At 61.2% G+C, this 12,995-nt stretch carries 11 protein-coding genes; 6 read left to right on the top strand and 5 right to left on the bottom strand.

The features are described 5' to 3' along the window. Nucleotides 1-40: 40 nt before the first annotated feature. Entirely contained in the window at nt 41-628 is a 588-nt protein-coding gene (locus ABLV64_RS00305) for a YSC84-related protein (RefSeq protein ID WP_100051316.1), read from the bottom strand. Nucleotides 629-861: 233 nt separating this feature from the next. On the opposite strand from ABLV64_RS00305, the gene ABLV64_RS00300 reads away from it, so the two are divergent. The 3 genes from ABLV64_RS00300 (at nt 862) to ABLV64_RS00290 (ending at nt 3,918) form a co-directional block, all read left to right on the top strand. Then, a complete protein-coding gene (locus ABLV64_RS00300) occupies nt 862-2,040 on the top strand; it encodes a M20 aminoacylase family protein (protein ID WP_348843118.1) in 1,179 nt (392 codons plus the stop codon). A 19-nt stretch (nt 2,041-2,059) separates the two neighbouring features. After that, nucleotides 2,060-2,836, top strand: coding sequence for an ABC transporter substrate-binding protein (locus ABLV64_RS00295; RefSeq protein WP_004202434.1), 777 nt, complete (start codon nt 2,060-2,062; stop codon nt 2,834-2,836). Nucleotides 2,837-2,964: 128 nt separating this feature from the next. Beyond that, on the top strand, nt 2,965-3,918 hold the full coding sequence (locus tag ABLV64_RS00290; RefSeq protein WP_004202435.1) for an aldo/keto reductase: 954 nt from the start codon (nt 2,965-2,967) through the stop codon (nt 3,916-3,918). An 897-nt stretch (nt 3,919-4,815) separates the two neighbouring features. Here ABLV64_RS00290 and ABLV64_RS00285 read toward each other — a convergent pair. The 4 genes from ABLV64_RS00285 to ABLV64_RS00270 form a co-directional block, all read right to left on the bottom strand. Next, nucleotides 4,816-5,607 carry a MoaF C-terminal domain-containing protein gene (locus ABLV64_RS00285; protein WP_017901098.1) on the bottom strand — a complete coding sequence of 264 codons (792 nt, stop codon included), beginning with the start codon at nt 5,605-5,607 and terminating at the stop codon, nt 4,816-4,818. A 25-nt stretch (nt 5,608-5,632) separates the two neighbouring features. Continuing rightward, nucleotides 5,633-6,409: an SDR family oxidoreductase gene (locus ABLV64_RS00280; protein ID WP_004202438.1), complete on the bottom strand. Its 777-nt coding sequence runs from the start codon at nt 6,407-6,409 to the stop codon at nt 5,633-5,635. Between the two features lie 86 nt (nt 6,410-6,495). Next, on the bottom strand, nt 6,496-8,229 hold the full coding sequence (locus tag ABLV64_RS00275) for an arylsulfatase (RefSeq protein WP_348843411.1): 1,734 nt from the start codon (nt 8,227-8,229) through the stop codon (nt 6,496-6,498). A gap of 45 nt (nt 8,230-8,274) precedes the next feature. Then, nucleotides 8,275-9,462, bottom strand: a complete 1,188-nt coding sequence (locus ABLV64_RS00270) for an anaerobic sulfatase maturase (RefSeq protein WP_017900833.1) — start codon at nt 9,460-9,462, stop codon at nt 8,275-8,277. Nucleotides 9,463-9,887: 425 nt separating this feature from the next. On the opposite strand from ABLV64_RS00270, the gene ABLV64_RS00265 reads away from it, so the two are divergent. From ABLV64_RS00265 to ABLV64_RS00255, 3 genes are all read left to right on the top strand, one after another. Beyond that, on the top strand, nt 9,888-10,571 hold the full coding sequence (locus ABLV64_RS00265; RefSeq protein WP_004202446.1) for a helix-turn-helix transcriptional regulator: 684 nt from the start codon (nt 9,888-9,890) through the stop codon (nt 10,569-10,571). A 117-nt stretch (nt 10,572-10,688) separates the two neighbouring features. Beyond that, nucleotides 10,689-11,861, top strand: a complete 1,173-nt coding sequence (locus ABLV64_RS00260) for an MFS transporter (RefSeq protein ID WP_117137612.1) — start codon at nt 10,689-10,691, stop codon at nt 11,859-11,861. 16 nt (nt 11,862-11,877) lie between these two features. Further along, on the top strand, nt 11,878-12,993 hold the full coding sequence (locus tag ABLV64_RS00255; RefSeq protein ID WP_271039998.1) for a class II histone deacetylase: 1,116 nt from the start codon (nt 11,878-11,880) through the stop codon (nt 12,991-12,993). Nucleotides 12,994-12,995 lie beyond the last annotated feature (2 nt).

The following is a 12,995-nucleotide window of genomic DNA, read 5'->3' as shown; positions in this document are numbered from 1 at the left end:
GGCAGGGAACACCTGACCCGGCGATGGATCACCGCCGGGGCTACGGGTTCAGTTCGTCATCCGGCCAGTATTTATAGCCATTGACCATCGCCTGGGCGGCCAGCCCCTTGTCGGTGATTTCATAGACGTTCACTTTTGACGGCAGCGAGGAGGTGTCCTTCGCTACGCCGTTCGCGGAGGCGGCGATCGGCGCGATGCCTTTGTCATCATATTTCGCCGCGGCGTTCGCATCGGCGCCGACCATATATCCCTGGCGGATAAAGGTCTCCAGGGCCGCTTTATCATGAAAAACCAGCACCGTGCGTTGCTGTTTAATCCCCATCCCCAGGCCGGCGCCGCCCTGGGCCATTTTCATATAGGTGTCCTTCCCGGTGGCCTTATCCCGCACCACGCCGTAGCCGCTGCCAAATCCGAACAGCAGGATCTTGCTGCTGTTGTTGGCGAAGACCGCATAACCCTTCGCATGCTGAATATCGCTGCGGGCCTCGGGCTGCAGGGTGTAAAGTTTATTGAGGGTTTCGTTGCGCATCTTCTGAATACTGGCCCGCTGCTGGCTGGCGGTATCCCCCTGCGCGCTGCAGCCCGCCAGCGCGGTTATGGCGACGAGGAAAAGCGTCTGTAATCTCATAGAAGTCTTTTTATTTAAATCTGAATACGGCCGGAAATAGTAGGGTAAATAACGGTTTATCCTCCATAAAATAAACATTTATTTTTAAATTTCACCGTTTCGAATGCTTTTTACACTGCCGCGAACGCATTATTAAATAAGATGCCGTCATTTCCGATATTAGAAATCCTGCTTGCATAAAGTTTTCACCACGATACCGTGTTAAGTCCTTACGATATTTCCCGGAGAGCGGCATGAGTGATTATGTAATTCCAGAAATTAAAGCGACGGAAGCGGAAATGATTTCTCTGCGTCATTATTTACATGCCAATCCGGAATTAAGTCTGGAAGAGTTTAATACCAGCGAACTGGTCGCCAGCAAGCTGACCGAGTGGGGCTATCAGGTGACGCGCGGCCTCGGCAAGACCGGGGTGGTCGGCAGCCTGAGCAAAGGCGATTCGCCGCGCACCATCGGCCTGCGCGCCGATATGGACGCACTGCCGATCGAGGAAACCACCGGTTTACCCTGGGCCAGTACGGTGTCGGGGAAAATGCACGCCTGCGGTCATGACGGCCATACCACCATTCTGCTGGCGGCGGCGAAATACATCGCCTCGCCGGCCTGTCAGTTCAATGGCACGGTGCATCTGATTTTTCAGCCGGCGGAAGAGGCTATCGGCGGCGCCGATTTAATGATTAAAGACGGCCTGTTTGAGCAGTTCTCCTGCGAACGCATTTTCGGTCTGCACAACATGCCGGGGTTGCCGGTGGGCAAGCTGGGCTTCTACGCCGGCAACTTTATGGCCTCGGCGGATACCGTCAAAATCACCCTTACCGGCTACGGCGGCCACGGCGCCCATCCGGAGCGCACCGTCGACCCGATCGTCGCCGGCGCGGCGCTGGTGATGGCCCTGCAGAGCATCGTGGCGCGCAACGTGCCGCCGGGCGAAACGGCGGTGGTCAGCGTCGGCACCTTCCAGGCCGGTATCGCCTCCAACGTCATTCCGGAGAGCGCGGTGATGGAGCTCAGCGTGCGGGCGATGAAGCCGGAAATCCGCGACCTGCTGATCAAACGTATTCACGAGCTCAGCGAATTTACCGCTAAAAGCTATGGCGCCAGCAGCGCGGTGGAGGTTTACGACTCCTACCCGGTATTAACCAACAGCCCTGAAGAGACTGACTTCGCCCGAGCGCTGGCTCTGGAGGTGTTTGGCCGCGAAGGGGTGCTGGAGTCGGTCTCGCCGATGAACGCCAGTGAGGATTTCGCTTTTATGCTGCGCGAATGTCCGGGCTGCTACTTCCTGCTGGGCAACGGCGAGAAGGGGGAGAAAGGCGGCTGCATGGTGCATAACCCCGGCTACGACTTCAACGATGACATTATCACCACCGGCGCGACGCTGTTCGCCCGTCTGGTGGAAAAGCACTGCCGTTAACCTCTGGAGAAGAACTGGAATGAAAAAATCACTACTGCTATGGCTGGCGTTAATGGCGTCGACGTCGGCGCTGGCCGAAGGGGGAAAGGCGATCCGCTTTGGCGTCGACCCGACCTTCGCGCCGTTTGAATGGAAGGATCCGCAGGGCAAGCTGGCGGGGTTTGATATCGATTTAGGCAACGCCATTTGCCAGCAGCTGCAGGCGAAATGCGTGTGGGTGGAAAGCAATTTCGACGGCATTATCCCGGCGCTGAAGGCGCGGAAATTCGACGCCATCCTTTCCGGGATGTACATGACCGAGAAGCGTAAAGCGCAGATTGCCTTTAGCGACAAGCTGTATAACGGGCCGGTGTTCCTCGTGGCGCGTAAAAATACCCTGAAAGGCAATACGCCGGAGCAGCTGAAGGGCAAAACCATTGGCGTCGAGCAGGGCTCGGCGCAGGAGACTTACGTTAATCAGCACTGGCGTCCGCAGGGGATCAACATTGTGGCCTACCAGGGGGCCGATAGCGTGGTGCGCGATCTGGAGTCCGGGCGCATCGACGGCGCGGTGCTCTCCGGCATGATGGCCGACTACAGCTTCCTGCAGCAGCCGCAGGGTAAGGAATTCGCCTTTGTCGGCGGCCATCTGCAGGATGATACGCTGTTTGGCGCCGGGGCGGCTATCGGCTTACGTAAAGACGATGAGGCGCTGCGTCAGGAAATAAACGGCGCGATTGCGAAGATCCTTGCCGACGGCACCTATAAAAAATTAGCCAGCAAATATTTTAGCTTTGATGTTTATTCCGGGACATAATGTCTGAGTGTACCCGCGGGCATGGATCGCCCGCCGTAAGATTCCTTTTCTGATTATCCAATCGACCTCCTCTCCTGACCCCTGTGGTTACCTGAGGGAAGCAGAATATAAGCTAAGGAGTACTCGGCATGATGACACGTCCCTTGGGCAAAACCGGATTTTCCATCGCCCCGTTAGTGTTTGGCGGTAACGTCTTTGGCTGGACCATTGATGAAAAAACCAGTTTTGCCCTTCTTGATGCTTTTGTTGACCACGGCTTTGACGCTATCGATACGGCGGATGTTTATTCCCGCTGGGCAGAGGGCAACCAGGGCGGCGAATCCGAAACCATTATTGGCCGCTGGCTGCAGGCGCGTCCCGGCATGCGCGATAAGGTCAAAATCTTCACCAAAGTCGGCTCCGATCTCGGCCTTCCTGGCCATAAGGGACTCAGCAAAGCCTGGATCCAGCAGGCGGTAGACGACTCCCTGCGCCGCCTCAATACCGACTATATCGACCTCTACTTTTCCCACTGGCCGGATCCGCAAACCCCGGTAGCGGAAACGCTGGAGGCTTTCCACAGCCTGCAACAGGCGGGGAAAATTCGCGCGATGGGGGCCTCTAACCTCGATGCAATGCAGCTGGCGGGGGCGCTGGAGGTAGCGCGCAAGGGCGGCTTGCCTGCCTGGCAGGTGCTGCAGCCGGAATATAACCTCTATCACCGCTCCGCGTTTGAAGGCGCGCTGTGCGATCTCTGCGTCAGCCGCGATATCGGGGTGGTGACCTACTACAGCCTGGCCTCGGGATTCTTAACCGGTAAGTACCGTCAGCCGTCGGACCTGGCGCAGAGCCAGCGCGGAGGGGGGATTGGTAAGTACCTGAATCCGCGCGGGATGCGGATTATCGATACCCTGGTGGCGGTTGCGGATGAGCAGGGGGCGAAGCCGGCGGAAGTGGCCCTCGCGTGGCTGATCGGCCGCGAAGGGGTGACCGCGCCGATCGCCAGCGCCACCAGCGTGGCCCAGGTGGAAAGTTTTGCCCGCGCGGTGGCGCTGAGCCTGAGCGCGGAGCAGGTGGCGCGACTGGACAGCGCTAGCGCCTGAGTCACGCCCTCTTCCCGGCGGGGAGAGGGTGGACAAATGACGCGGACCTCAGGCCGGGTAAGGCGCCAGCCGCCACCCGGCATAAAAGCGGCTCCGTACCCGCTGTCATCGCCCGGTGGCGCTGCGCTTACCGGGCCTACGATGTGTCAGCCTGTGAGAGGACCCCGTAGGCCGGGTAAGGCGCAGCCGCCACCCGGCATAAAGCGGCTCCGTACCCGCTGTCATCGCCCGGTGGCGCTGCGCTTGCCGGGCCTACGATGTGTCAGCCTGTGACAGGGACCTGTAGGCCGGGTCAGGCGCAGCCGCCACCCGGCACAAAAGCGGCTCCGTACCCGCTGTCATCGCCCGGTGGCGCTGCGCTTACCGGGCCTACGATGTGTCAGCCTGTGAGAGGAGCCCGTAGGCCGGGTAAGGCGCAGCCGCCACCCGGCGAAATAACGGCACAATCGTCAATTTCCCTGTTTGCAATGCGCCTGGCAGGGCTACAACTTCTATGTGATTTCCGGACAGATTGCGCTCCCGATATGTCTTCTGCGCTATGTCTCTTATGGCGCTGGGAGCGCACAGGGGGCGGCCAGTCGCCGCCGCCCCCTGTACCCCCGGGCTCCGGCCAGCAAAATCGCCGCTGCGCGGTCCCTTCGACTTATCCCTGCAGGCTTCGGGTCGGGCCGAGGCAGCGTCCGTGCAAAACACGGCCCTCAGCCCGCATCCATGCGGGCTGCCCCGGCCTTCCGGGAACGTCTCAGCGATTTTGAGGCCGTCAGCACCGGCAGTTTCAGTCGCGCAAGTGGGTAAATCAAGGACAGGTCGCACGAACCCTGTAGGCCGGGTCAGGCGCAGCCGCCACCCGGCAACATGACGGGCAGGGGGCCTGAAAGCGTGCCCGGCGGCGGCCCTTTATTCCTGATGGCGGGTGAGGTTGAGGATCTTCGCGCTGGCGCCGACCGGGAAATTGCTGAGGGCGCCGAAGTCGCTGCCCTGATAGCCCATGATCTTGCCGTCGGTGCGCATCTGCTGAAGATCGATCAGGATCACCCCCAGCGTGGGAATGATTTTCTCGCGCCAGACAAACAGATAGAGATCCTCCGCCACCTGCACGTAGTGGCAGCGGTCAACATCCGCCAGCCCTTTTTCCACGCCGTCCAGACATTGCCAGGCGTAAAAATTATCGTTGAGATAGATGTGCTCATAGCGCTCAGTCGGGCTGTAGGTGTACTGATTGCGCATGCCGACCAGCGCATCGGTAAAGCCCGGCAGCGGCCCCGGCTGCGCATCCAGGCGGGCGAAGACAAAGCGCGTTTCTACCGCGGTCAGCGGCAGGCCTCGCTCCACCCGGCTGAAAGCGTCCAGCCGCGCGGCGGCTTCGTCCGGCAGCTGGCCGTAGACCAGGGTGGCGTTGCGCTGCGTCAGGTTGCATACCGCGCTGACGCTGGCGTTATCCCGCTCCGGGTCAAGGAAGTCGATAAACAGAATATCCGGGCGCAGGGCGGTCGCCCGCCAGGGGGCGCGCTTGCCGTTCCAGCTTAGCGTCTGCTCATCTTCGATGATCAGCTGCTGCGGCTCACTTCCGGCGACATAAAAGGTAAAGCGCTCGCCTGCGGGCAGGCTGGCGGTGGCGAGTAAATTACCGTGTGGCGCAAAACCATCGGCCAGCGCGCCGACCTGGATAAATACGGCTTCTGAAGTCATAGGGGCTCCTGAACAGAGTAGGGCGTTAGGCAAACGCCAGAGTGGGAACATCGACGATACTGGCGCCGCCGTCGGCGACCAGCGTGGCGCCGCTGATGATGGCGGCCTGCGGCGAACAGAGAAACTGACAAGCCTCGGCTATCTCCTCGGGGCTGGCGGGGCGGCGCAGCGGAACGTCGCGACAGACTCGCTGATAAGCCTCAGTCAACGATAGCCCTTCCGCCTGCATCAGCGGGAGCATCTCTTCATCCGCCATCGGCGTGGTGACCCAGCCGGGGCAGACGGCATTGGCGCGCACCCCCTGGGGACCGTAATCGCGGGCGACGGAGCGCATCAGGCCGATTAAGGCGTGTTTGGCGGTGACGTAGCCGCAGGCCTGCGGACCGGCGGCCAGCGAGGCGATGGAGGCGACAAACAGCACGTTGCCACGGCGGGTAATCAGCGAGGGCAGGCAGGCGCGAACGCTGGCGAAGGCGCTGGTGAGATTGCCGTCCAGCGCCTCGCGCCACTGGCGGTCGCTGGTCTCGGCGGCGGGGCTGTTGCCCATCCCGCCGGCGCTGCAGATGAGGACATCAACACCGCCGCTCTGGTCGAGAATGGCCGGCAACAGCCGCTGGCGCCACACCTCGCCGTCGGCGGCATCGCCCATCAGCGCCGTGGCGCCGGTCTCATCGGCGACAGCCTGCAGCGGCGCCTCGCGCCGTCCGGTAATAAACACCCGGTCGCCCGCGGCGCGCATCAGCCGCGCGCAGGCGGCGCCAATTCCGGTTCCGCCGCCGGTGATCACCACGACTCTCGCCATTCGCTCTCTCCTGTAATGGGGTTTCCGATTACCTTAAAAAGCGCGTCAGCTCCCGGCTATCGCCCGGAAGAACGATAGCCGCGGGGTTAATGGATCTCGCTCACCGGGATCGCCTGCGGCGCCGGAACCGGCTTCATGGTGGCGGGATCGACCGCCAGATAGCGTCCGGTTTTGCTGTCAATACCGACGTAATCGATCATCTTGCCCTGCGCCCTGGTGACCATGGTGCGTCTGGCGAACGCCTCGTAGGCCTCGCTCATCGCTTTGACCCGATTGGGATGTTGGGCCGCGACGTCATGGGTCTCCAGCGGGTCGTCGTGCAGATTAAACAGCTGCCACGGCGCGTCACCGGCGGTGAGGCCCCGCGGCACCAGCCGCCGCAGCTTCCATTCACCATCGACCCACGCCGCCTGATGGTGCAGCTCAACGCCGTATTTCCCGCGCGGCGGCGCCTGTACTTCGCCGGTGAGATAGCGCTTAAAGCTGACGCCGATCATCGGCAACACCGGCTTCTTCGCCAGCGATTTGTTCGGATCGATACCGGCGAATTCATACAGGGTCGGCGCTACGTCGTACACCGCCATCGTCGAGGCGTCGATGTGACCGTGGCGCGTGATCCCGGGACCGGCGATCATAAAGTCGGTGTTAATCCCGCCCTGGGCGCTGGTGGTCTTATGGTAGTTGGCGTAGGGAGCGTTGCTGACGTTGGCCCAGTGCGGGCCGTAGGAGACAAACGAGCCTTTGCGGCCGATGTTGTCATAGCGGTTATCGAACTGCTTCCAGAATTCCGGGGTAGATTCGTAATAAAAACCCTGCGCCGGGTTGGCGCCGTTATCGGTTAAAAAGACCAGCAGGGTATTTTTATCGCGCCCGGTTTGTTTCAGCGTCTCCATCAGGGTGCCGATTTGCGCGTCCATATTCGCGATCATCGCCGCGTAGACCTGCATCACTTTCGCCGTATATTTCTGCTGCTCCGGGGTCAGCGCCTCCCACTCTTTATCCAGCTCAAGGTGCGGCAGCGGGGTGTCGTCATGGATAATTCCCAGCGCTTTCAGGCGGGCGATGCGCTGGCGATAGACCTCGGCGTAACCCTGCTCATACTGGCCTTTGAAGCGCTTGATCCACTCGTCGGGCGCCTGCAGCGGGTCGTGCGGGGCGGTGAAGGCCAGCCAGGCGAAGACCGGTTGTTCCGGCGGCGTATCTTTAATCCAGCTGTTCATCTGCCGGGCGTAGGCCTCGCTGGAGTAGAAATCATCCGGTAGGGAGACGCGCTCGCCGTCGCGGGTGTAGTAGGTGTGGAAGGCTTCAACGGTCCCGAGCGGGACGGCGTCGTTAAAATGGCTGGTGCCGCCGCCCATAAAGGCGAAGGAGTGGTTAAAGCCGCGGTCCTTCGGCGTGGCGCCGGGAACAAAACCGAGGTGCCACTTGCCGGCCATCAGGGTGTTATAGCCCGCGTCTTTAAAACGCTCGGCCATGGTGGTGACGCGGTCGGTCAGCCGCAGCTCGTAGCCCTCCTTGCCAATGGTGCTGTCGTACCACCACATACCGCCCATCCCGGCCTGCTGGTTGCTGTTACCGGTGAGCAGCATCGAACGCGCCGGGGCCGACATCGGCGAGGTGTAATACTGGCTCATGCGCATCCCCTGCTCGGCCATCGCCTGCAGGTTGGGGGTGGGGATTTCGCCGCCGAAGGGGCTGATGTCAGAGTAGCCCATATCATCGGCGATAATCACGATGACGTTCGGACGCTCTTGCTGGGCGGCGTGCGCGCCACCGGCGAGGATCACACTGACCGCCGCGGCCATGGCTGTTTTATTCACAACGGATTCTCCTGTTTCTGCGGGTATCACTTTCAGAGCAATGGGCTACGCCGGATGCGCGGCCCCGACAAACGCGGCCCGCCAGGCTTGTAGCCCTTGAAGGTCGCGGGAAAAGGGGCGCACGGGCGCCAGAATTTCGCTAAAGAAGCGGTAGTAGCCGCCGCAGAGGCGGTTGTTGCCCGCGGCGTTCAGATGCGCCGGGCAGCCGCCCTGGCAGACCATTTTGACCGCGCAGGTCTGGCATTCGCGGCGCAGGCTTTTCTGCTGACCGAAAGGCAGCTGCACCGAGGCGTCGACCGCGTGCGCCAGCGTCATGTCGTCAAGGCGGCCCAGCCGATGTTCGGCGTTGATCAGATGGTCGCAGGCGTAGAGCTCTCCGTCGGGCTCCATCACCAGATTGCTGCCGCAGCGGGCGCTGTGCACGCAGCTGCCGCTGGTGTGAGTGAAGTACTGCGCCCACGCCTGCTCGATATTGATGACGAACACCCGCCCCTTGTCGCAGCGCTTCTGCCACTGCCGCCAGATGCCGACCATAAAACGCCCCCAGTTATCGGCACTCAGCTGATAGCCCTCGCGCAACGCTGCGCCTTCGCTCATCAGCGGCTGAAACTGTAGATAGCGCGCGCCGAGGCTGACCAGCCGGTCATAAATCGCCGCCGCGTGGGCCGCCATCTCGTTATGCACCACCACCAGCAGGTTAAAATCCACCTGATGCTGGTGGAGAAAGCCGATGCCGCGCAGTGCCGCCGGCCAGCTGGCCCGGCCGCGTTTATCCGGACGATGCTGGTCCTGTAGCGCTTCGCTGCCTTCGAGGCTCAAGCCGATAATAAAGCGATGCTCGCGGAACAGCCGGCACCAGGCGTCGTTGATCAGCGTGCCATTGGTCTGCAGACTGTTGCTGATGGTGACGCCGTCGGGGGCATAACGCGCCTGCAGGGCGAGCGCTTTTTTGTAAAAGCTCAGGCCGGCCAGCAGCGGCTCACCGCCCTGCCAGACAAAGTTGATTTCCCGCGCGCCGACGGGCTGGGCCGCGATGTAGCGGCGGATAAACTGCTCCAGCCGCGCCTCGTCCATTTTGTTGACCGGCGTTTCATCCTGGGGGTAATAGCAGTAGCGGCAGGCGAGATTGCAGGCGGGGCCAATCGGCTTCATCAGAATATGAAACGGCACCGGCGAGCGCGGCTCAGCGGCCAGCGGAATTTGCTGCTGGCGCAGGGCGGCGATATTCAGCATCGGCTTATCCTCGGTTAATGACCGGCGCTGTTGCTATTATTTTGGCAACAGCGGGTCAGGCGTAATCACATGATTAAGCCGCGGCGAAAATTAATGGCATCCTGTTAAGGGTATAAGTGAAAAAAAACAGAAATCCATCGTTCTTAAGGATGAGAGAGACGCGTCCGGGATAGGTTTTTTTTATCACCAGAGGCAGGTACGCCGGGTATTAATCTTTTTTGTTTATGTTTTAACGCCGCTATCGTAAGGCATGGCGAGTGTGTTTTTTAAATGCTTTATATAACAATGTATTGCTGAAAATTTTGTAACGGCTATCACATTGTTAATATGTTAATGATTGTGTTACTTAAATGTGAAATGTATGCTTCAATTATCGGTAGTCATCCATGTGTCATGCACCATCATCTCGACGGGGAGGCCCTATCATGTCTGCTTTGTTAAAAGCCAGCCGTAATGATGCGATAATAGCCCGTTGTTTACAGACTATATCTCAGTTAATTCCACTGACTTCAGCGGTGTTTTATCGAGTAAATAACCGGTTAAAACCCGAAAACTATATATTGCATAATATTTCCGATAATACGCACCAACAATATCTGGAAAACTTCCAGCCGCTGGATCCGCATTTACCGGCGCACTTTAGCCACCAGAACACCACCGTGGCGGCGATGACGCCGCGGCTCTGCGATCGCAACCGGCATTATTATCATGAATTTATGTTGCCGAATAACGTGCGTGACATGACCGAGATCTTCATCCGCCGCGAGCGGCGGATCATCGCCGGTATCTCGCTGATGCGCGACGTGCCTTTCTCCAGCGAAGAGCGTCATCGGGCCCAGGCGGTGCTGCCGCTGGTGGAGCTGGCGATCCGCGACTGCCTGCAGGAAGAAGATGACCTGCCCGCTATCCTGACCGCCAAAGAGCGGGAAATCGTCGGCATGGTGCGCGAAGGGGCCAGTAATAAGCTGATTGCCCGCCAGCTGGATATCTCGCTCTCGACGGTGAAAACGCACCTGCGCAATATCTTCGCCAAGACCGAAGTGGTCAATCGTACCGAACTGGTTTCCCGAACCTGGATGCCGGCTGCTCAGCGTACGCTGCATCTGTGATCTGACTTTCACATCCCGCGCGCGCCGTGGCAACACGGCGTTTTCCTGATGCCTGTGGGTATCACTCCCTGGAGGATCCTCCGGGGGGAGGCTTTTTTGACCGGAGCACGCCCTACGATGTCGAGTACACCTGTCACTGATAATGCGCTTTCCCGGCCCGCCGGGCTGGTGGTGTCCCTGCGTTTGCTGGCGGCGATTGTGATTTTTGCCGCTATTGCGCCGGGTATTCTGATGACCGCGCCGGCGGTGGCGGCGCAGCTGGCCAGCGAATGGCAGCTAAAACCCAGGCAGGTAGGCTGGCTGTTCTCAGCGGAGCTGGGGGCGATGAGCCTGGCGACGCTCCCGGCGTGGTGGTGGATGAGTCGCCTCGACTGGCGGCGGGTCGCCCTGATGGCCGGGGCGGTGTTTCTGACCGCCAACCTCGCCTCGGCGGTGGTCACCCAGTATGAGACGCTGCTGGCGGCGCGCTTTATCGCCTCACTGGCGGGCGGCACGCTGATGATTCTGTGCATCAGCTGCGCGGCGGGAACGCCGAACCCGTCGCGGGTCTACGCCTTTTGGGTGCTCGGGCAACTGCTGTTGGGGATGCTTGGCCTGCTGGCGCTGCCCGGCCTGTTCGCGACCTTTGGCCTGAAGGTGGTGTATCTGATCCTCGCCGCCATCATGCTCTGCTGCCTGCCGCTGGTGTCCGCTTTCCCGCCGCGCTTTCAACCGCTCTCTGCCTCCCGCCAGCAGCCGTCGACGGCGCTGTGGCGTCAGGCGCTGGCGGTGCTGGCGGTGCTCACTTTCTATATCAGCCTCAGCGCAGTGTGGACCTTTATCGGCACCATCGGCAGCACGGCGGGGCTGAGCCCGACGCAGGTGGGGCTGGTGCTGGCGGCGGCGACGGTTTGCGGCATTATCGGCGCCGGCGGCGCGGCCCTGCGCGGCACCCGGCGCGCCGATCGCTTACCGGTGTGGCTGGGCTATGGGCTGCTGATAGTCAGCGTCGGGCTGCTGGTTGGCCAGCCGCTGCTGGCGCGCTACGCCATCGCGGCGCTGCTGTTTAAGTTCACCTGGACCTTCGTGCTGCCCTTTATTCTCGCCCGCGTCGCCGGGCTCGATAACAGCGGTCGGCTGATGAACAGCATCAATCTGGTGATCGGCGGCGGCATGGCGGCCGGCCCGGCGCTCGCGGGGGCCTTACTGCAACGCTTCGCCAGCGCCGACCCGCTGCTGGCGGCGGCAGGCGTCTGCGCGCTGCTGTCACTGATTTTAATTGTGGCGGCTTCCGCCGCCGGGAAGGGTTAGCCCACGGGAGGATAGAGTGAAAAGAAAAACCGGTTTCTTCTTTGATGAACGTTGTTTCTGGCACAGTACCGGGCTGCACGCAGTGACGCTGCCGGTGGGCGGGTGGGTACAGCCACCCGCCGGCGGCGGTCATGCCGAATCGCCGGAGACCAAACGGCGGATGAAAAACCTGATGGATGTCTCCGGGCTGACGCCACAGCTGGCGCTGCGCAGCGCGGCGCCGGCGAGCCTTGCGGACCTGCGGCGGATCCATCCCGACAGTTATCTGGAGCGCTTCAAGGCGATTAGCGATAACGGCGGCGGCATGCTCGGCAAAGAGGCGCCGCTGGGGCCGGGCAGTTATGAAATCGCCTGTCTTTCCGCCGGGCTGGCCTGCGCGGCGGTGGAAGCGGTGCTGAAGGGGGAACTGGATAACGCCTATTCGCTGTCGCGTCCGCCCGGACACCACTGCCTGCCGGACCAGTCGATGGGCTTCTGTTTTCTTGCCAATATCCCCATTGCCGTGGAGCGAGCGAAAGCGCTGCTCGGGCTCGGCAAGGTGGCGATCATTGACTGGGACGTTCACCACGGCAACGGCACCCAGCACATCTACCTGCAGCGCGACGACGTGCTGACTATCTCCTTGCATCAGGACGGCTGCTTCCCGCCGGGCTACTCTGGCGAGGAGGATCGCGGCGTGGGGGCGGGGGAGGGTTACAACATCAATATTCCGCTGCTGGCCGGCGCGGGGGATGACAGCTGGCGCTATGCGCTGGAAACCATCGTTATTACGGCGCTGGCGCGCTTTGAGCCGGAGCTGATTATCATCGCCTGCGGCTATGATGCCAACGCCATGGATCCGCTGGCGCGCATGCAGCTGCACAGCGACAGCTTCCGGGCGATGACTGAACAGGTCCAGCAGGCGGCGGATCGCCTGTGCGGCGGGAAACTGGTGATGGTGCACGAAGGCGGCTACGCCGAATCCTACGTGCCGTTCTGCGGCCTGGCGGTGATGGAGGCTCTGAGCGGCATCCGCACCGAGGTCCAGGATCCGCTGCGGGAATTTATTCAACAACAACAGCCGCGGGCAGAGTTTGCGCAGTTCCAGAGGCAGGCTCTCGATCGGCTGGCGCAGCAGTTTGGCCTGCTATAAAA

This window comes from Klebsiella sp. JB_Kp031 (genome assembly GCF_040064295.1).
In the GTDB taxonomy this organism is placed as follows: domain Bacteria; phylum Pseudomonadota; class Gammaproteobacteria; order Enterobacterales; family Enterobacteriaceae; genus Klebsiella; species Klebsiella quasipneumoniae.
Note: the sequence above shows the minus strand (reverse complement) of the source record. Positions and strands in the feature narration are given on the sequence as shown.